The organism is Pseudovibrio flavus (genome assembly GCF_009711345.1).
Classification (GTDB): domain Bacteria; phylum Pseudomonadota; class Alphaproteobacteria; order Rhizobiales; family Stappiaceae; genus Pseudovibrio; species Pseudovibrio flavus.
This window is the reverse complement of sequence record NZ_SMMA01000066.1, coordinates 367,226-385,929: the sequence shown is the minus strand read 5'-3', so window position 1 is coordinate 385,929 and position 18,704 is coordinate 367,226. Positions and strand designations below refer to the sequence as shown.

19 protein-coding genes are annotated in these 18,704 nt (G+C 53.0%); 13 read left to right on the top strand and 6 right to left on the bottom strand.

Going from position 1 to position 18,704, the window contains the following annotated elements:
• Positions 1-74: 74 nt before the first annotated feature.
• Complete coding sequence (gene dksA, locus E1162_RS18680; protein WP_155134680.1) at positions 75-491, bottom strand: RNA polymerase-binding protein DksA; 417 nt, start codon at positions 489-491, stop codon at positions 75-77.
• Positions 492-652: 161 nt separating this feature from the next.
• Complete coding sequence (locus E1162_RS18675; protein WP_155134677.1) at positions 653-1,087, bottom strand: flagellar assembly protein FliX; 435 nt, start codon at positions 1,085-1,087, stop codon at positions 653-655.
• A gap of 238 nt (positions 1,088-1,325) precedes the next feature.
• On the opposite strand from E1162_RS18675, the gene E1162_RS18670 reads away from it, so the two are divergent.
• The 4 genes from E1162_RS18670 to E1162_RS18655 all read left to right on the top strand — a co-directional run bounded on the left by E1162_RS18670 (position 1,326) and on the right by E1162_RS18655 (position 3,937).
• On the top strand, positions 1,326-2,450 hold the full coding sequence (locus E1162_RS18670; RefSeq protein ID WP_155134675.1) for a flagellar basal body P-ring protein FlgI: 1,125 nt from the start codon (positions 1,326-1,328) through the stop codon (positions 2,448-2,450).
• 2 nt (positions 2,451-2,452) lie between these two features.
• Entirely contained in the window at positions 2,453-2,761 is a 309-nt protein-coding gene (locus E1162_RS18665; RefSeq protein WP_155134672.1) for a rod-binding protein, read from the top strand.
• Positions 2,762-3,259 (top strand): hypothetical protein, encoded by a 498-nt coding sequence (locus tag E1162_RS18660; RefSeq protein WP_155134669.1) that lies wholly within the window; start codon positions 2,762-2,764, stop codon positions 3,257-3,259. It begins immediately after the preceding gene.
• Positions 3,260-3,406: 147 nt separating this feature from the next.
• Complete coding sequence (locus E1162_RS18655) at positions 3,407-3,937, top strand: hypothetical protein (protein ID WP_155134666.1); 531 nt, start codon at positions 3,407-3,409, stop codon at positions 3,935-3,937.
• Positions 3,938-4,027: 90 nt separating this feature from the next.
• Here the strand turns inward: E1162_RS18655 and E1162_RS18650 are convergent, their stop codons facing one another.
• Positions 4,028-5,545: a flagellin N-terminal helical domain-containing protein gene (locus tag E1162_RS18650; RefSeq protein WP_155134663.1), complete on the bottom strand. Its 1,518-nt coding sequence runs from the start codon at positions 5,543-5,545 to the stop codon at positions 4,028-4,030.
• 324 nt (positions 5,546-5,869) lie between these two features.
• On the opposite strand from E1162_RS18650, the gene E1162_RS18645 reads away from it, so the two are divergent.
• Together E1162_RS18645 and flaF are read left to right on the top strand one after the other, a co-directional pair.
• Positions 5,870-6,280: a flagellar biosynthesis repressor FlbT gene (locus E1162_RS18645; protein ID WP_371312019.1), complete on the top strand. Its 411-nt coding sequence runs from the start codon at positions 5,870-5,872 to the stop codon at positions 6,278-6,280.
• Positions 6,246-6,629 carry a flagellar biosynthesis regulator FlaF gene (flaF, locus tag E1162_RS18640; protein ID WP_155134660.1) on the top strand — a complete coding sequence of 128 codons (384 nt, stop codon included), beginning with the start codon at positions 6,246-6,248 and terminating at the stop codon, positions 6,627-6,629. The genes E1162_RS18645 and flaF overlap by 35 nt, the downstream gene beginning before the upstream one ends.
• 70 nt (positions 6,630-6,699) lie before the next feature.
• On the opposite strand, the gene E1162_RS18635 is transcribed toward flaF, so the two are convergent.
• The 3 genes from E1162_RS18635 to E1162_RS18625 are packed head-to-tail and all read right to left on the bottom strand — an operon-like array spanning position 6,700 to position 11,872.
• Positions 6,700-8,277 carry a hypothetical protein gene (locus tag E1162_RS18635; RefSeq protein WP_155134657.1) on the bottom strand — a complete coding sequence of 526 codons (1,578 nt, stop codon included), beginning with the start codon at positions 8,275-8,277 and terminating at the stop codon, positions 6,700-6,702.
• A gap of 2 nt (positions 8,278-8,279) precedes the next feature.
• The gene (flgK, locus tag E1162_RS18630; protein ID WP_155134654.1) at positions 8,280-10,139 is read right to left on the bottom strand and encodes a flagellar hook-associated protein FlgK; all 1,860 of its coding nucleotides are present in this window, start codon (positions 10,137-10,139) and stop codon (positions 8,280-8,282) included.
• 59 nt (positions 10,140-10,198) lie between these two features.
• Complete coding sequence (locus E1162_RS18625) at positions 10,199-11,872, bottom strand: flagellar hook protein FlgE (protein WP_155134652.1); 1,674 nt, start codon at positions 11,870-11,872, stop codon at positions 10,199-10,201.
• Positions 11,873-12,181: 309 nt separating this feature from the next.
• Here E1162_RS18625 and E1162_RS18620 point away from each other — a divergent pair, with 309 nt between their 5' ends.
• The 7 genes from E1162_RS18620 (at position 12,182) to E1162_RS18590 (ending at position 18,695) form a co-directional block, all read left to right on the top strand.
• Positions 12,182-13,018 (top strand): AAA family ATPase, encoded by an 837-nt coding sequence (locus tag E1162_RS18620; protein WP_155134649.1) that lies wholly within the window; start codon positions 12,182-12,184, stop codon positions 13,016-13,018.
• A 15-nt stretch (positions 13,019-13,033) separates the two neighbouring features.
• Complete coding sequence (locus tag E1162_RS18615) at positions 13,034-13,612, top strand: hypothetical protein (RefSeq protein ID WP_155134646.1); 579 nt, start codon at positions 13,034-13,036, stop codon at positions 13,610-13,612.
• Between the two features lie 155 nt (positions 13,613-13,767).
• Positions 13,768-14,292 carry a SixA phosphatase family protein gene (locus E1162_RS18610; protein WP_155134643.1) on the top strand — a complete coding sequence of 175 codons (525 nt, stop codon included), beginning with the start codon at positions 13,768-13,770 and terminating at the stop codon, positions 14,290-14,292.
• An 87-nt stretch (positions 14,293-14,379) separates the two neighbouring features.
• A complete protein-coding gene (locus E1162_RS18605; protein ID WP_371312018.1) occupies positions 14,380-15,846 on the top strand; it encodes a YcjX family GTP-binding protein in 1,467 nt (488 codons plus the stop codon).
• Complete coding sequence (locus tag E1162_RS18600; RefSeq protein ID WP_155134637.1) at positions 15,843-16,901, top strand: YcjF family protein; 1,059 nt, start codon at positions 15,843-15,845, stop codon at positions 16,899-16,901. The genes E1162_RS18605 and E1162_RS18600 overlap by 4 nt, the downstream gene beginning before the upstream one ends.
• A gap of 3 nt (positions 16,902-16,904) precedes the next feature.
• Positions 16,905-17,423 (top strand): GrpB family protein, encoded by a 519-nt coding sequence (locus tag E1162_RS18595; RefSeq protein WP_371312017.1) that lies wholly within the window; start codon positions 16,905-16,907, stop codon positions 17,421-17,423.
• Positions 17,424-17,519: 96 nt separating this feature from the next.
• A complete protein-coding gene (locus tag E1162_RS18590) occupies positions 17,520-18,695 on the top strand; it encodes a vWA domain-containing protein (RefSeq protein WP_155134634.1) in 1,176 nt (391 codons plus the stop codon).
• Positions 18,696-18,704: the final 9 nt, after the last annotated feature.

Genomic DNA, 18,704 nt, shown 5'->3' with positions numbered 1-18,704 from the left:
GAGCCCCTCAAACCTGCCATACCAATGATCAAAGCGGAGAATCCAGCAGACCCGCCACTTCAACTTCCATGCTCTTAATCGTCGCGGTAGATTTTTTCTCTACGCTCGTGCGCTTCTTGCGCCTCGATAGAAAGCGTTGCGATAGGACGGGCATCAAGACGACGAACGGAGATGGGTTCTCCAGTTTCTTCGCAATACCCATAGGACCCATCGTCAATGCGTTCCAACGCATCGTCAATCTTCGCGATAAGTTTACGCTGACGATCTCGTGCTCTCAGCTCAATGGAACGGTCTGTTTCGGAAGACGCACGGTCCGCCAAATCCGGATGGTTCTGGCTTTCCTCTTGCAGTGCGGCAAGTGTTTCCTTGCTCTCTTGCAGGATATCTTCTTTCCACGCGAGCAATTTCCGACGGAAATACTCGACCTGCCGTTCGTTCATGAACGGCTCGTTCTCTGATGGACGATAGTCAGCTGCGATATCAACCGCCATTTGTAACTCCGGCTACCTCTGTTGGCGGCTGGAATATAGCCATGCGCGCGCCAAACAACAACTAACCAAAAGCGTTTAATACGAAAGAGCGGAAAAATCCCCCTTTAATTCAGCCAAGTAGAAGGACTTATTGTCACTGTGAATAAGCATTAATTACTAGTTTAATCCACAAACTGCCCTAATTTCGCCAGTTCGATTCTGGCTCTTACCTCAATCTGACCCAAAGTTTCATCAAGTTCTCTATTTCCGGAAGCTACCCGCATGCGCACCAAATTGAGAATCTTATCAAGCTGCTGGGGGCTAACTCTCCCCTCAAGGAGTGATAGCTTTAGCTGCTCCAACTCATCCAAAAGATCATATCCCTGACGCAGCGCTTTTCGCGAATCTGGCGCTGGACCGTCGAGTTCCTGCAAGGCCAGTAAGGCATCAACGCCGTTTAAACTCGCCGCGCTCCCAGTTGCCGCAGCAGCAATTGTTTCTTGCGGATCGGCATCTAGGGAAAAAGCCTCCGAGCTACCCTGACCATCCTTTACCTTGCGTTTAGCAGGCTGGATGGCCCCAGTTCCGGTTAAAGAGGTCCCTCTGATCAAAACCATTGCAACTCCTCCCCAGAGCCAAACATGCGCTAGTCAATTACTGCCGATGAGAACTAGATATTTTTACCAATTAGGCAATATTTGCCGGCCAGATAACAGCCCTACCTAAGACACCTTTCCACACCTGACGAAAAACACTCGTAAATTCAACAGACTAACCACCAGCTCAGAATAGGCATCAGTGGCATGCTTTTCGCATTCCCAGTTAGTTCCAACAGTTACGGGTTCAGGGTGTCCAATGGCAAAAGCTGCTTTCAGAAAAGGCATATGGGGTGTTTTCGCCGCGATTATTACAGTCGCTGCAATTGCGACCTCCGCGCATGCAGCTTCCCGCATCAAGGACATCGCAGACTTTGAGGGCATTAGAGATAACCAACTAATTGGCTACGGCCTTGTCGTTGGCCTTCAGGGCACTGGCGACAGCTTGCGGAACTCACCATTCACCCGTCAAAGCCTTCGCGCCATGTTGGAGCGCCTCGGCGTGAACACCAACGAGTTGGATCTCAACACACAAAACGTCGCCGCAGTAATGGTCACTGCAAACTTGCCGCCGTTCTCAACCCAAGGCACCCGCATTGACGTATCTGTAAGCGCTTTGGGTGACTCTGGTAGCCTGCAAGGCGGAACGCTTCTCGTTACCCCGCTTATGGGCGCTGATGGTGAGGCCTATGCCATCGCGCAAGGTCCTGTCGCAATTGCAGGTTTCTCGGTTCAGGGTGAAGCAGCCTCCATTACACGAGGCGTACCAACATCAGGCCGCATTGCAGGTGGCGCATTGGTTGAGCGGGAACTGGATTTCAAACTAGCCTCGATGAGTTCTGTTCGCGTTGCACTACGAAACCCAGATCTGACGACAGCGCGCAGAGTGGCTATTGCAATCAATGAGATGATCGGTCTGCCGACAGCAGAGCCTCTTGATCCGGGCACCGTTCAGCTCCGCCTTCCTCGTCAGTTTGACGGCAACATTGTCGACCTTCTCACCGACATTGAGCAACTGCTTGTAGAGCCTGATCTGCCTGCAAAAATCGTCATCGACGAAAGCAGCGGCATCATCGTAATGGGCCAGCAAGTGAAGGTCTCAACCGTTGCAGTTGCGCAGGGCAACCTGACCGTGACCATCGCTGAAAGCCCCCAGGTAAGCCAGCCCGCGCCTTTCTCGGAAGGTACAACGGAAATCGTACCACGCACCAATGTCGCCCTCACTGAAGACGAAACCCAGATGGCACTCCTTTCAGAGTCTGTGACGCTTCAAGAGCTTGTAGACGGCCTGAACGCGCTAGGCATAGGCCCGCGTGACCTGATCTCCATTTTGCAGGCGATCAAGGCCGCAGGTGCTCTGCAGGCGGAAATTGAGGTGCTTTGATTATGTCCCTTTCAGCACAGCTTTCCGCAAACCTTCTAGCCCTGCAGGACACTCCTGCTCAAAAGGCGAGCCAAACACTCAATCCCGAGCTTCAGAAGAAGGCGGAAGAGTTTGAAGCTGTCTTTCTCAACCAAATGCTGCAGAGCATGTTTTCCGGCCTTGGTGAAGACAGCCTCTATGGCGGCGGCGCTGGCAGTGAGGCATGGCGCTCCCTGCAAGTAAACGAATACGCCGCATCCCTCTCCGAAAACGGCGGTATTGGCCTTGCCGATGCAATGAAGCAGCAACTTCTTCAACTACAAGAGATCTAGATGTCCAACGATACGAACAAGAGCGCAGTTGAAGAACTGGAATTCGATCAAAACGCTATCACAACCGCAGCGCAGGCCATGCAGTTTTGTCAGCGTTTCGAAACTGCCCTCACCAACCTCGTAACCGTCATCAACGAGGAAACGGACATCTTGAAACGCGGCGAGCTCAAAAGCCTCTCCGTGGTGGCACCCAAGAAAAGCGCTGCTATTCACACCTACATGCACGGTGTACGGCTCGCGCAGAAAAACGCTATCGCCCTTGGTAATCTGGCACCACAAGCTGTTGCTCAGATGCGCGAGCAGCACAGCACCATTCGTCCGATATTGCAGAAAAACCTGTCTGTCGTTGCCACAGCGCGCTCCGTTACAGACACAGTTGTCGAGACAGTGGCGAAAGCCGTTGGGTCATCTATGCAGACCAAGACCTATTCCGCAGGTGGCATGCAAAACCAACCGCAAAAAGGCGCACGGGGCATTGCCATCAACCGTCAGCTGTAGCTATAGTCACCAAGCTCATATGCAATAGTAAATAATGAGAATTTTACTTTAAATTTAGTAAAATACCCGTATTTGATTTCAGTCTATTTTTCGGTTTACTGTCAATAATACACAATAGTTTTTTGTATTTTACAGGGGAGCTGGACTATGGATCTGGGATCACATCGCGCATCTTTGTTTCAGCATGCACTATCTCCCGCCGCATCTATTACCAAGGTAGATGATGATGCGGTAGAAACAGAGCTTGAAAAGGGCCTAACAGTCAGCTCTGCAACAGATACTGACAAGGCAAACACTGCCTCCGACAAAGCTTTTGCCTCCGACACACGAACTGGAATTCCGCCGCAAGGATCTGCGGAGAGCGAGGAAGTGCGCATCATCAAGGAACGCGTTCGCGATGATGAGTCTGGCGATATGGTCTATCGTCTACGCACCGAGCCAGAGGGCGAAGTTATCTTCGAGGTTCCGACTGAGACCGTCCGCAAGATTCGCGTTTTCATCGATCAGCTTTTGAACATTCAGGAAGCAGGCTTTCTTGATCAAAAGCCCGATACCGCCCAAAGCGAAACTCCTCCGGAAGTTATCAAGGCCGCAACACCGGCAGAAACAAGCTCGATTGAGGAAACTCGGGCAGAAGTACGCGCAGTAGCAGAACAGCGCGCAAATTTGGAAAGCTAACCAAACCTCTGCTTTTTCTTGGCTACTATAATAGAAAAAACGCCGCCCTTTCGAGGCGGCGTTTTTGCTGTAAAGCTCAAAGCTCTTGGATTAACGCAGAAGCTGCAGAACGTTCTGGTTAGCCTGAGTTGCAAGAGACAGAGTAGAAGTTGCGATGGACTGCTGCGTCTGAAGAGCAGACAGGTTCGCACCTTCGGTGTTCATGTCAGCAAGTGTCAGCTTACCAGCACCAACCTGAAGAGTTTCAATCATGTTGGTGGTGAAGTTCTGGCGGTTCTCAACCACGGTCATGTTCGTACCGAAAGTGGTTGCCTGTGCGCGCAGATCGTTTGCCGCTTTGTCCAGCTCGGCAAGAGTTGCCTCGATGGTTGCATCGCTTTCCCACATGGAGCCGGTAGTCGCAGCAACATCCGCAGCAATGTCGGTGTTAGTGAAACCAGAACCGGTACCGCTGGTGGAGAAGGAAAGAGCGTCTTTGTTGGTGTCAACAGTGAACACACCGCCTGTAACGCTAGCAGTTGCATCAGAATTTGCAGAGATGAAGTCTGAAAGATCCTGAACAGTGCTGGTAGCAGAGACAGTGAACTCAACAGCAGTGCCACCAGCAACGCTCATGCTGATCTTATCGCCAGCATCGAATGCGGACAAGCTGGAAAGCTGTGTTGTAGAATCCTGTGCAGCAACGTCAGCAGCAACGGAAACACCTGCAAACGGCGCACCGCTTTCAGAAGCAGCAGCAGTGTAGGTGAATGCCAGTGGGTTGGAGTTGGTGTCAACAACGAAGTCACCAGTGCTGATGTCAACAGTTGCGTCACCACCGTTTGCTTCAACGAAAGCCTTCAGGTCATCGACGGTGGACCCAGTAGTACCAATTACAAAGTCATTGGTGGTTGTGCCGCCATCGGTGCTGATAGAGATGGTACCGCCGGTGGAGAAGTCAGCAAGACTGTCCAGAGTGGTCGTACCGCTAACGCCAGCGCCAGCACCGTCCAGATCGAATGTCTGGTTGTTGTCTGTGCCAGTGCCCAGACCGAGAGCCAGAGTGCCGTTGTTGTCAACTGCGCTGACCGCTGCGGTTGTGCCAATTTCGTTGATGCGAAGGGAACCGTTTGCAAGGTCTGTGTAGTCAACAGCCATGATGTTCAAGGAAGAAGAACCATCTTCGTTGAATTTCACGTCAAGGTCGTTGCCGTCACCTGCAAGAAGGTTCTTGCCCTTGTAACCGGAGTCCTTAGCGATGTCCTGAATCTGGGTACGCAGTTCGTTGAACTCAGCAGCATACTTTGCACGGTCATCAGCGCTTTCGCTCTGCAGTGCCTGGTTTGCTTTAGCTTTTGCCGCATCAACAAGCTCAGAAACAGCGGAAATACCGGCATCAGCAGCTTCCAGAGTGGAAACGGACTGACCAATGTCATCCTGCAGGTTGGAAAGGTCAGAAGCGCGGTTGTTCAGGCTTGCAGCGGTGAAGAATGAATTCGGGTTATCCAGCGCCGAGTTAACTTTCTGGCCAGTCGCGAGGCGTTCCTGCGTCTGGCTGATCAGGTTTGCGGTGGACTGGAGAGTGCTCAGATTGGAGCGAACTGACGCGGTAAGTGTAATATCAGACATAGAAAATTTCCTTCTAGAAAATCAAAGGTTCATCCTTGAACCACACCCCTTCTGGAGCGTTGCGAGCAGGCTCTGTGATTTCCCTTAAGAAGGTATTAATACCTAATATATTTTGACTATATAAACCTCGATAATCCAACGTTGTTTTATATCCATCCCACCCAACCGACAAAACAGAATAAACAGTTTATTTTCAGCTTGTTAACTTGAAGTAACCGATGGAAATTTCGGTAATTTAGCCGGCTATCAGTCAAAAGCCTGTATCGATTTCATTAACCAATTTACACTAAATATTGCGTAGTTAAATTTACGCAGAAAATTACAGTGGCACTTAAGGTCGAATTAAAGCCGGGAGAGAAGATTATTGTTGGTGAAGCACTCATCACCAACGGTCCCGCGCGCGCTCGTTTTTCCGTTGAAGGAAACGCGCCAATTCTGAGGGAAAAGGACATCCTCGCAGTCAAGGATGCAAACTCCCCTGCCCTGCGCATCTATCTAGCAGTGCAGCTTATGTACCTTCACCGTTCCACTGACGTTGTTCGAGATGAATATTTTGATCTGGTGAGCCAGATCGTAAACGCGGCGCCGAGCACGCTGCCTTACCTTACAGATATCAGCAAGGCTATTTTGGAAGGCGCTTACTACAAGGCCCTGAAAGAAGCTAAAAAACTTATTGAGTACGAAAGGACCCTTCTCGGTCATGTATCATCAAGCAACTCAAGCCTACCAGAATAACGCCACAGTAACCGGTGACCCGCGTGAGCTGGAAGCAACCTTGCTTTTGAAAGCAGCAACTCAGCTCACCATGCTAAAAAACAGCTGGGATGATATTCGCCGTGAAGAGCGCAACGATATTCTGATCTTCAACCGCACAGCTTGGACTGTTCTGGCAACCGAAGCGACGGCAGAAGAAAGCCCGCTTCCGCTTGAAGTGCAGAACAATATGGCGAACCTCGCCATGTTCATCTTCCGTCATACCTTGGAAATTATGGCGCGCCCAGATGCAGAAAAGCTTGAACCGCTCATTACGATTAACCGCTCTATTGCAGCGGGTCTGCGGGGCGAGAGCGAACCAGTAAAATAGAAATGTGCAATGCGCTTGATATGACAAAGGGGCCAGATGGCCCCTTTTTTAGTCCCTAATAAAACTGCTATCACTTCAAATAGTTGGCTATCGACATATTCAGTAACATCGAAGTTGCCTGATAGGACGCTTCCAAATTGGTCTGAAGAAACGAAATCTCTGCGGCGAGTTCGGTCTTGTCGACGCCCTCAATCTCGCCGAGCATATTTGAATAGGTCAGCGACTTCTGCTCCAAACGGCTATCGGCATTCATAACAGCCGAATAGGTTAGGCTCATTTCTACGGTGACCGCCTGAATATCAGACTGACGATCCCCTTCTACACTGAGGAAACTATCAGTCGCAGTTGAAAGGGTGTTGTAGTAGCTCTCAGCAATCGCGAGAGACTGGGGATCAGACGGATCAGTTGGCGTAAAGTCTGCGGCAACATATACCGCCATTGTCTGCAAAAGCTCAGCAAAAGGCTTTTCAAGGGCGGACGCCCCGTACTCCACCTTCAGGCCGTTATCGACGAGAGCAATCTTCTCCTGTCTAACGTTTCCGCTGTCTGGTGATCCGGTGTACCACTGCGCAAGTTCACTGCTTGCATCAACGTATCCGGTTCCCGCCGCATCGGGCAGTCGCGGCGCATCAGGGATACGGCCATCCTCATAGGTTCCGAAGAACTCCTGACCAGCAACGTCGTCCGAATAGGCTCTCAGTTCGGTTTGAGACAACACAGAAAGCTCTGCCTTAAGCGCTGCTTCCATAGCAGAAATGGTCTCGTTAAACGCTGTTGCAGGGTCCGCATTCTGGCTCACAACAAAGCTGCCAGCCTCCCCGCCTTCGCTCGCCTGCGCTGTTAGCTCAATCGAACGCGTGGTACCATCGGGCAGAGCGACTTCATAAGTGAATGTGTCACCAGCAGCTGGTAGCGCGCTGAGAGACGTGACAATAGACGCAGGAACAGGGTTTAGCGGATCACTCACGGCATCTTCGGCAGCAAAGACCGCTGTTCCACTGGCGCTGGTTGTTGTAGCTCCGACCAAAGAGAGTCCGAACGCACCAACCATATCTTCAGAAAGCGTTAAAGAAGCAGATACCGCATCCGAAGTTGTAGCTGTTTCCAAGCGACCGAGCCCGTCTGCTCCAAGATGGGCGGCGCTATAAGCGGCCATTGTATCTTTAAGCCCCATCTTACCATCCTCACCTTCAAGAATGGTATCGATAGGCGCAACCGGATTGGCATTGGCGTCTCCACCGCCAAACAAGTAGTAACCGGCTACATCCGTGTTCAGCAGCGAGATAACCTCAAGCATGTGAACTTTGGCTGCGGCCTGACTTGTCGTGTGCCCGTTACTGCCAACCAGATAGGTGTTAGGGTCAATCGCGCCCACAGCTTCGGTTCTAAGCTCATCCATCCGCTCAAGCGTCTTGGTCATCGCATCAAGTTGCGTGGACGACAAGTTGACCGAACGCTGGTAAGAGTCGATTGCGCTGATTTCCGTGCGGATAGAAAGGCTCGTTGCACGCTGTGGACCAACACCGGCGTAGGTTTCTGCGACACGGCCGCTGGCAAGCTGCATGCTCTTGGTTTCAAGCTTGTCCTGCTTGTTTTGAATAAGCTCCAGCATGTAGGAGCGGCTGCCCATAATTCCGGAAATAGACATGACTATACCACCCGCATCAGGTCATCGAGCATCTGGTTGATTGCATCAAGCACGCGGGCATTGGCTGCATAGGAATTTTCCAACTCCATGAGGAAAACCAACTGCGCATCAACATCCACCGCGTAGCTGTCCTCATAGTTCTTTTGCGACAGTGCCAAGGTTGCTTGCGCGCTCTCGTCCAACTCGCTTGCGCGTGCGCTCTGCTGGCCTTGAGCTGCAACCAATTCGCCTGCGAACTCCGCGACCGTTCCGCTAAGGGGTGCTCGTTCGGTACCGATACCTACCGAAGAAGAGAAATACATCGTCTCGCTGGTAAGGCTGGCAAGAAGTTGCTCGGCCCGCATTGAGCTTTGCTCAACGGCCCCACCAGCTCCTGTTCCACTGAGAATAGACGGATCCATGATGAGATCATTATTGACGGTGATGGAAGCAGAAAGACCCGTGAGCTGCCCGCCGTTTTCAAGATAGCCGGTAATAGGCTGACCGCCGTTCCGCCCATCAACAAAAACGGGCAGTCCGTTGCCTGCATCATTCACCGATGTCATGGAGGACACAACATTCAGCTTGCTCAGCGAAACACCGCTCCCACCTGCATTCGCTAAAACTTGCAAGTCCCCGCTACCATTGGTGGAGACAGCAAAGCTACTACCCAACGCCTGTTGGATTTGGGCGTCCATAGCAGCTGCACCTGCTGACATATCCAGCCCAACGACCACATCATTTGGATTTGCAGTCAAGGAGCTATCAAGAGGCAGAAGTGAAGGATCATCGACCGCAATAAACGAATACTGGCGCGTCTCTCCACGGCTATCAACGAACTCCAGTTCGATCCGGTCACCTGCGCTCTGCAACAGGCTGATATCAACCGCAAGGCCGGTCTGCAAAGGAGGCACCAATCCGTCATCGACAGCAACGCCGCCAGTCGTTTGACGCGATAGAGCCATTGCCATTTGCGACGCGATCTCGTCGAGCTGTCGCTGTGCTTGCGGCAGAGTTTCATCGCGCAGTGTCATCAGCGCGCCAATGCTGCCCGAAGACAGGTCGTAGCTATTCAGCTCGCTCTTTTGCCCGCTTGGCGATGTAACTGAAATAGCCGCGCCTTCAGAGCCCGGCATAAAACCGCTGGTCCGATCCAGCGCAAACGATGAGGCTTTATCATCATAAATCGTCTGGCCGGAAAGCGTTGAGATACGAAGGCCACCATCAGACGCTGTGACGATATTCACGTCCATAAAGCCAGTGAGATCCTCAAGCAGCAGATCCATCTGATCTTCAAGGTTCGCAGTCGATTGACCGGAATGGCGGGCCTGCAGAATTCGGTCTTCCTGCGCTTCGATATCCTGCATGAGAGTGTTGAGCGCATCCACCTGCAAAACAGCCTGCTGGTCCGCGTCCTTCCGCATATCCTGAACGGCACGCGAAGCGCTGTTGAGCTCGTAAGCCAGAGCCTGCGAATGGCTGATAACAGTGGACTGGGCAGCAAGAGAAGACGGGTCAGCGGCCAAATCGCGCAGCGAGCCTGTCAGATCATTCATCAAAGAAGGTAAGCTGGTCGGGTCGTCAATTTGCCCAAAGAGTTGATCAAGGCGGGATGTATAGTCGGCCATTACCGCACTATGGCCCGCCTGACTAAGGTTTTGCCAATAAGCGGAACGCAGCATCGTATTGATATCCCGCTCAACAGCGCCGCTTCGAACAGATGTTGCACCGGTATCACCGTTGACAACTGCAACAGATGTTACGCTCTTGAGAGAGTAGCCCTTGGTATCGGCGTTTGTGATATTGCCCGCGGCAACATCCATCTGGCGATTAACGAGATTGATACCCGAAATTGCTGCGCCTAATGCCGATGACAAACCCATTACAAAACCCTGAGAACTGGATGTGCCGGACTAGCTAAAGCCCGGCACCATAAGGCCAATTAGCGAACCACGTTCAAGATATCGTCCAGCATCTGGTTGGCCGTGGACAGAACCTTGGAGTTTGCCGCGTAAGCCTGCTGGGTGATGATCAGCTTGGAGAATTCGCCAGCAACATCAGCGTTGGAGCTTTCAAGCGCCTGCGCACGAATGGAGCCACCATTGCGGAAGTCTGGCTCACCAGATGTTGGCGTTGCTGCAAAGGCCACACCGTTGATGCGTTGCAGCTCCTGCTCGGCGGCGAAGGTCGCTACAGGAATTTTGTAGAGGTCCATGGACTTGCCGTTGGAATAGCTACCGGAAACAGTGCCATCATCATCAATATTGATGCCGCTCAGCTCACCTGAAGGATAACCGTTCTGCGCAATATCAATGCTGGTGGCGTAACCGATGTTGTCTTCGTACTGGGTTAGCTTATTCACGCCAAAGTCCAGCTTCACATCACCAACGCTCACCCCCTTGACGGTCAGATCAGGAATGGAAAGCATACCATCAGCCGGAGAGACAAGACGGCCCGCCGCATCAAAGCTAACATCGTCAATCTTGGACCAAGCCACGTCCTGTCCGAGCGCATTCGGATCACTATTGTAGTAGAGAGACCAGTTATTCTCGGAGTTCAAAGACCAGCGCATCTCAACGTTCACCGGCGTACCGTTCGTATCATAAACGGTCACAGCACCGCCTGAGATGGTGGACTCAAGAAACACCGCTTCCTTGTCTGCAATAACGGTGCTGTTATCGACCACAGAACCACCATTGGAGATAGAAGTCGCATCCAGTGCGAACTGGGAGGCTTCTGCGCCGCCGTTTGGTGTATGGAAGAGCTCCAAGTCGATGAAGCTATCTACCTTCAACCCGCCATTCAGATCGACTTCCGCAGTCACGCCATTGTAGGAGTTAAAGAACTCCAGAAGGTCGCGCAGCTTAGTATCTGCGGTCACATCAAGGGTCGCAGGCCCCGCATCCGTCTGAATGCGGAACTGATCACCTACAGCAAAGCCGTCAGCGTTAGAGATCGGATCATCAATGGAAATTGCTGTACCGCTGCTGGCAAAAGTAACCGCGCCTGCACTGCTCGCCTTGTTCGCAAAAACGGATTCATCAATGTACTGCGAATTCATAACGTCCGGCGAAAAGCGGTCGGTAGCCGGAGTAGACGGCAAGTTTGCCTGATAGGTGATGACATCGGAAGGCTCAGCAGGCATTGGCTGATCGCTGATAACGATTGTCTCCAGCGCATCGCTAACAGCACCGGTTGCCGGATTAACCCCATGACCTTGTAGGAAGTAACCGGCACTGTTGACCAGCTGGCGGCTTGCATCCAGCTCGAAATCACCAGCACGGGTATAATAGTAGTCAGGAGAAAGACTGGTAAGGCCCTCCTGATCGGTCACAACAAAGTAGCCACTTCCATTGATGGCCATGTATGTGTTCTGATCGTAGCTAGAGATATCACCCTGCAGCGTATTGGTCGCGCGGGATGTGGCGTACACCGTACCGGAAACCTGATTGGCTTGCGTACTACCGGTACTAGCAACCAAATCGGAGAAGCTGGTATCAAGGCGCTTATAACCAGTCGTTGAGGAGTTCGCGACGTTGCCGGAAATATTCTCCAGCGCCTGTGCTTGCGCATCAAGACCGGTCGTTGCGGAGTTAATAGCACCATAAATACTCATAGGGGCCCACCTAGGTTTCACATAAGAGACAAATCCAAGTCACTAAGATGCAAAGGCAATGCCAAGCAGGACCGAGCCGACGAGAGCCAATAAAAACAGACACTTAATAGAACCCACTACGCTTACACGCCCGAACCACCCGGCAGAACCAACCACCTCAACCGGCAAAAACTTCCCACTCACCCGCTAGGGAGCAATGTTTGCCGAGGTGTTTTGCGCGCTGCGCCAACTTAGACTATCGGAAGGGATTGCCCTCAAAAAACACTGGGACTACTCTGCGCCTGACGAATTTCGAGGGGACTCTGCGCAATGAAATTTTCCGGAACTTCAAGCTACGTTGCCACGCAAGACCTAACGGTGGCCGTTAATGCGGCGATCACGCTGGAACGGCCTTTGCTGGTAAAAGGCGAGCCGGGAACCGGTAAAACAGTTCTTGCCCATGAGATCGCCAATGCGGTTGGTGCTCCGCTTTTAGAGTGGCACGTTAAGTCCACCACCAAAGCCCAGCAGGGCCTCTACGAGTACGACGCAGTCTCCCGCCTTCGTGATAGCCAACTTGGCGATGAACGCGTGAAGGACATCAACAACTACATCCGCAAAGGCAAGCTGTGGCAGGCGTTCCAGATGGAGCAGCGCCCTGTGCTTCTGATCGACGAAATCGACAAGGCTGACATCGAGTTCCCGAACGATCTGCTGCTTGAGTTGGACCGCATGGAGTTCCACGTCTATGAAACAGGCGAAACCGTTAAAGCAGCGCAGCGCCCTATCGTGATCATCACCTCCAACAACGAGAAAGACCTGCCGGACGCCTTTTTGCGTCGCTGCTTCTTCCACTTCATCAAGTTTCCAGATGCGCAAACCATGGAAGATATTCTCAAGGTACACTTTGGAGACATCAAAGAGCGCCTGCTGAAAGAAGCTCTCAGCAGTTTCTATAATTTGCGTGAGGTACCGGGCCTCAAGAAGAAGCCATCCACCTCTGAGTTGCTGGACTGGATCAAGCTTCTGCTTAACGAGGATATCGACCCAGAGGTGATCCGCGAGAACGATGCCCGCAAAGTCGTTCCGCCATTGCATGGGGCACTGCTGAAGAACGAGCAGGATGTGCACCTGTTTGAACGCCTCGCCTTCATGAACCGCCGCTAGGTGGTTGCAGGAACGTTGCCTCTTTTAAGAAACATCGCGGCTGCGTTCGCTATAGGATCGCTGTGCCTTGCCATAGGCACCGCGCCTCACGCGCTTGCACAAAACAACTCCTTTTCGGAAGGCCTGCTCTATCGGCCAGACAAAGTCTACCGTGGCTGGCGGCAAGAAGTTGGAGCGCTTGGCCATTATTCCGGTATGAAATGTCCTGACCGCGTAGGCTTGATGGAACGCGCCGCCGTTCTTCCTGTAATCGAAGGCGTTGGCATCGGCTGCGCCTACACCAGCAGGCAGGATTTCGAGGCTATCTTTCGCCAGCATGAACACGGCAGCGCTGGCACCGTTCTAAAGACGTTCCAGAGCACTTTTGAGCGTGCAGGCTTTGCGGCTTTGATAGATCAGCGCTTTCCATCTGCTGCCCTTTTCCGCACCGATAAGGGTCAAACAAAGCAGACCCACGAGTATCTTTGGACATTTGAAGGCACTAACCAAGACTACTCCCTTTGGGTCGCGGTAAGCGGCAACCAGAAGGAAGCGCAGCTTCAATCCATTCTTGCAGCGTTCTATGAAGAAGCGCAGAAGCAAGACACCCCTTAAGATTTCACGGCTTCCAGCCCCTTCCCAACAGCGCTCCCTTTGGCTAATCTTAAGCCCAGAAAAACAAGCAATAACAATATACTGCACTGCAAAACGGGCCGTAGATCAAAAGCCGCAAATGGCTCTTCGCCCGCTTTAAAAGGGGAGCCCCATATATGTTGCGACTGCTTCTTTTACGCCACGCCAAGTCCGACTGGTCAGAGCCCGGCCTGCACGATCATGATCGCCCGTTAAACGCGAGAGGATGGAAAGCTGCCGACCTTGCCGGCCAGCACATCCAGCAGTACCAAATGGTCCCTGCAACCATTTTATGCTCTACCGCGCTTCGTACGCGGCAAACACTAATGCAGCTTCTGCCCCACCTTCGGGCAGATATGAAAATCCAGATCATGCGCGATCTTTATATGCAGGGCGACCTTCAATATATCGACACGATCCGCGCTTTGGGTGGCCCTTCTTCCAAGCTAATGCTCATCGGGCATAACCCTGCCATTCAGGACACAGCGCTGGAACTTGCAGGCAAAGGCAACCCGGAACTCTTTGATCAGATGGAAGAAAAGTTCCCAACCGCAGCAATGGCGGTGATCGACTTTGAAGCTCATCGCTGGTCGGAAGTTACGCCCAAACAGGGCCGCCTTGTCTCGTTTTTCCAGCCGCGATCCTTGCAGGTTTTACCCTGAGTTTGATCCTGTGCGTGGACAATTTTATTTCGCTGTGCGATTGCAAATACTGCTGGGACATCCCACATGCCCCTGCGGAGAAACATAGTGACACCCATATCAAAATTCCTCGACCAGACCCGCACCGCGATTGATAATTTGACCGAAACGGCAGTGGACCTCACCACTCCGACCGTGCGCCTTGGCGTAACGGGACTTGCCCGTTCCGGTAAAACTGTTTTCATCTCCGCGCTCGTACATAACCTGCTTGCCGGCGGCCGCTTGCCCTTGTTTGAAGCAGCAAGCTCTGGCCGCATATACAACACTGCACTGCAACCGCAGCCTGATGATGCAGTGCCGCGCTTTGACTATGAAGCGCACATCAACGCCCTTGCCAAGGAACGCATCTGGCCCAATTCCACGCATCAGATTTCCGAGCTGCGTTTGACCATCGAGTATGAGTCCGCCTCTTATCTGCAGCGCAAACTGGGCCGTGGTCGGCTGCATTTGGACATCATCGACTATCCGGGCGAATGGCTGCTGGACCTGCCTCTGCTCAACCAGACATACGAGCAGTTCTGCGAAGCATCCCTTTCCCGCGCCCGCAAACGACCGGATCTTTCCGACGACTTCTTCGAGTGCTTGGACCGGATGACGCCAAAGCTGGATGAAGAGGCATCAGAAGAAGACGCCAAAGCACTGGCGGCCGCGTTCAAAACCTATCTTGCCCGCTGCCGTGAAGAGGAAAACGCCCTCTCTATGCTGCCTCCGGGCCGCTTCCTGATGCCGAGCGATATGGAGGGTTCCCCTGCCCTGACCTTCGCGCCGCTAGATCTCACAAAAGTAAGCGGCAGAGCAAAGAACGGCACTCTACGCGCCATGATGGAGCGCCGTTACGAGGCCTATCGCAAATACGTTGTTCGCCCCTTCTTCAAAAACCACTTTGCACGGCTTGATAGGCAGATCGTTTTGGTGGACGCACTTCAGGCGTTGAACGCAGGCAACGAGGCAGTCTCTGACCTCAGCAGTGCGCTTACAGAAATCCTGAATGCCTTCAGACCGGGCAAACGCAGCTGGCTGGCTTCTGTACTGCCGCGGCGCATCGATAAGATCGTTTTCGCGGCAACAAAAGCAGACCACTTGCAAAAGGAAGATCACGACAAGCTGCAAAAGCTGCTGCGTAAGCTGGTAGATGGTGCCATTTCCAAAGCCCAGTTTGCAGGCGCAGAAGTAGACGTGCTTGCGATGGCCTCCGTACGCGCTACTCGGCAAACCACCGTTAAAGCCAACGGTCAGCAAATGCCCGCGCTTGTCGGCACACCGCTTCCGGGACAGCGTCTTGGTGATGCAGAGTTTGACGGCAGAGAAGAAGCAGCCATTTTCCCGGGTGACCTGCCTGATGATCTTTCCCAGCTCGCCCAGCGTGCGGCAGAAGGCGAAGAAGCACCGCAGGTGAAATACATCCGCTTCCGCCCGCCGACACTGGAAAAGACAGCCGAGGGCCTAACGCTCTCGCTGCCGCATATTCGTCTGGACCGCGCCCTACAGTTCCTTCTGGGAGACAAGCTGGCATGACAAACACAGATAAACGCCCAAAGTCTGCCCCAAGACAGCCAACTGCTTTCAAGTTGGACGAGGTCGATACCGAACTGAAATTCGATGACTTCATCGATCCTTTAGAAGCGGGCGACAATCCACTTGCAACCACAGACCCTCGGGCAATGGCACCAGAGCCGAAGGCCAAGCCGTCACGCTGGGGTAAAGTGTTCACCGTCGGTATCGGCGGTTTGGTTTCGCTCTCACTCGGCCTTGCTATCGACAGCTTGCTGCGCGATCTGTTCGCCCGTTATGAATGGCTTGGCTATATCGGCGCCGGCCTCACGGTACTCGCTCTGCTTGGCCTCATCGGTATTGTCGCTCGTGAATGGCGTGCCCTGTCCCGCCTTGCACAAATCGACCATCTGAAAGATGGATTGCAGCAAGCAGCCGACAACAACGATGACAACAGCGCTAGAAAGTATCTCAAGGAACTTTCCGACCTTTACAGCGAACGAGCCGAAACCGCGCAAGGCAGACAGGCCCTTCAAGGACACCTGCGTGAAGTGATTGATGGCCGTGATCTTGTGATGCTCGCGGAAAAAGACCTTCTTGGCCCAATGGATGCCCGCGCCCGCAACATCGTGATGCAAAGCGCTAAACGTGTTTCCGTCGTAACGGCGCTTAGCCCGCGAGCACTGCTGGACATTGCCGTTGTGCTCTATGAGAACCTGCGCATCGTTAGCCGTATCGCCCGCCTTTACGGTGCAAGACCGGGTGTCTTCGGTTACTGGCGCCTTGCCCGCAACGTCGCAGCCCACCTAGCTGTGACAGGTGGCATGGCAGTTGGTGACAGCGTGATGGAGCAGTTCATCGGTCAGGGCCTTGCTGCACGTCTTTCCGCCCGCCTGGGTGAAGGCCTCGTCAATGGTTTCCTCACAGCGCGTATCGGCCTTGCTGCTATCCAGACTTGCCGCCCAAGCCCGTTTATTGCAACAAGCGGCCCTACAATTGGCGAATTCATGAGTGAGATCATGAAGTCAGAAGAAAAGTCCGCGCAGGACGCGAAATCAAAACAAAAAACCGGAGCTTAACCCGTGAGAAAAGTCGAAGTTGTCGACCACAATCCGCAATGGGCACAAGACTACGCCGTAGAAGAACAGCTGATCAAAGACGCTCTGGGCGACACCATAACGGCCATCCACCACATCGGCAGCACCTCTGTCTCCGATCTGGCTGCAAAGCCGGTGATCGACATCATGCTGGAAGTAACCAGCCTTGATGAGTTGGACAGCAAAAACGCCGCTCTAGAAGCTCTCGGCTATGTGGCCCGAGGCGAAAACGGTATCGAACGCCGCCGCTATTTCGAAAAAGGCGGTATGGATCGCACTCACCAGATCCACGCCTTCCCGACTGGCGATGAACATGTAACCCGCCATATCGCGTTTCGTGACTACTTGCGTGCCCACCCAGAGGTTGCCCGCGAATACGAAGCTGTAAAACGCCGTGCCGCGCAAATCGCAAATCATGACATTGAAATCTATTGCGATGAGAAGGACGCCTTTATCGTCAAGTACGAGGCACTCGCTCTGGACTGGATGCACGGCATGCTCTGATAGAGCGTAGCCTTCGCGATAGGCGGCACTAGCCTTTAGAAGAAGATGCCGCCTTCACGCTCGACACAATAACGCGCAGACCTTAGTGTTGCGCCCATGTTCATCCAGTTTTTTCTAGAGCTAAAATCCGCTGGCCTTCCTGTTTCCCTGCGCGAATACCTCTTGCTCATGGAAGCTATGGACCGTGACCTCGCCCATAGGCAGGTCGAAGAGTTCTATTACCTCTCCCGCTCCATTTTGGTGAAGGACGAGCAGAACCTCGATAAGTTCGACCGTGTGTTCTCCCATATCTTCAAAGGGCTGGAGAGCGTCGGTGACGATCTTATGACAGAGATCCCCGAGGATTGGCTCAAGAAACTCACCGAGAAGTACCTCAGCGAAGAAGAGAAGAAACTGATCGAGTCCCTTGGCGGCTTTGACAAGCTCATGGAGACGCTAAAGAAGCGCCTTGAAGAGCAGGAAAAGCGCCACCAAGGCGGCAACAAATGGATCGGCACCGCAGGCACATCTCCCTTTGGTGCTTACGGATATAACCCAGAAGGCGTGCGCATAGGCCAGCAGGAAAGCCGTCACCGCCGTGCCGTGAAGGTTTGGGACCAGCGCACCTATAAGGATCTGGACGGTAGCGTCGAGCTTGGTACCCGCAACATCAAGGTTGCGCTCAAGCGCTTACGCCGCTTTGCCCGCCAAGGCGCAGCAGAAGAGCTAGACCTTGAAGGCACCATTCGCGGTACAGCACAAAAAGGCATCCTGGACATCGCCATGCGGCCAGAGCGGCGCAACGCTGTCAAAGTGCTGCTGTTCTTCGATATCGGCGGCTCGATGGATGACCACATCCGCGTGTGTGAAGAGCTCTTCTCCGCAGCCCGCACTGAGTTCAAAGTTATGGAGTACTTCTATTTCCATAACTGCCCCTATGAGTTTGTCTGGAAGAACAACGCCCGCAGGCACTCCGAACGCCTGTCTACCATGGACGTGCTGCACAAGTACCCCAATGATTACAAGGTGATTTTCGTCGGAGATGCTTCCATGAGCCCCTATGAGATCACCTATCCCGGTGGTTCGGTAGAGCACTGGAACGAGGAAGCCGGTGCTGTGTGGATGCAGCGCATTACCCAGACCTATCAAAAAGCGATCTGGCTTAATCCGGTTCGTGAAACCCATTGGAAGTACACGCCAAGCATTCAGCTTATTAGCCAGTTGATGGATGACCGCATGTATTCGCTCACCCTAGAAGGGCTGGAAGCAGCCATGAAGGAGTTGGCGCGCTAGACGTTTTCC

Excerpts from the sequence above, each read along its gene's own strand:
- E1162_RS18665 (WP_155134672.1), top strand. The coding sequence starts at position 2,453 with ATGTCCCTTTCAGCACAGCTTTCCGCAAACCTTCTAGCCCTGCAGGAC.
- E1162_RS18590 (WP_155134634.1), top strand. The coding sequence starts at position 17,520 with ATGTTCATCCAGTTTTTTCTAGAGCTAAAATCCGCTGGCCTTCCTGTT.
- E1162_RS18625 (WP_155134652.1), bottom strand. The coding sequence starts at position 11,872 with ATGAGTATTTATGGTGCTATTAACTCCGCAACGACCGGTCTTGATGCG.
- flaF (WP_155134660.1), top strand. The coding sequence starts at position 6,246 with ATGTATCATCAAGCAACTCAAGCCTACCAGAATAACGCCACAGTAACC.
- E1162_RS18600 (WP_155134637.1), top strand. The coding sequence starts at position 15,843 with ATGACAAACACAGATAAACGCCCAAAGTCTGCCCCAAGACAGCCAACT.
- E1162_RS18670 (WP_155134675.1), top strand. The coding sequence starts at position 1,326 with ATGGCAAAAGCTGCTTTCAGAAAAGGCATATGGGGTGTTTTCGCCGCG.
- E1162_RS18620 (WP_155134649.1), top strand. The coding sequence starts at position 12,182 with ATGAAATTTTCCGGAACTTCAAGCTACGTTGCCACGCAAGACCTAACG.
- E1162_RS18655 (WP_155134666.1), top strand. The coding sequence starts at position 3,407 with ATGGATCTGGGATCACATCGCGCATCTTTGTTTCAGCATGCACTATCT.
- E1162_RS18660 (WP_155134669.1), top strand. The coding sequence starts at position 2,762 with ATGTCCAACGATACGAACAAGAGCGCAGTTGAAGAACTGGAATTCGAT.
- E1162_RS18675 (WP_155134677.1), bottom strand. The coding sequence starts at position 1,087 with ATGGTTTTGATCAGAGGGACCTCTTTAACCGGAACTGGGGCCATCCAG.
- E1162_RS18610 (WP_155134643.1), top strand. The coding sequence starts at position 13,768 with ATGTTGCGACTGCTTCTTTTACGCCACGCCAAGTCCGACTGGTCAGAG.
- flgK (WP_155134654.1), bottom strand. The coding sequence starts at position 10,139 with ATGGGTTTGTCATCGGCATTAGGCGCAGCAATTTCGGGTATCAATCTC.
- E1162_RS18650 (WP_155134663.1), bottom strand. The coding sequence starts at position 5,545 with ATGTCTGATATTACACTTACCGCGTCAGTTCGCTCCAATCTGAGCACT.
- dksA (WP_155134680.1), bottom strand. The coding sequence starts at position 491 with ATGGCGGTTGATATCGCAGCTGACTATCGTCCATCAGAGAACGAGCCG.
- E1162_RS18635 (WP_155134657.1), bottom strand. The coding sequence starts at position 8,277 with ATGTCTATTTCCGGAATTATGGGCAGCCGCTCCTACATGCTGGAGCTT.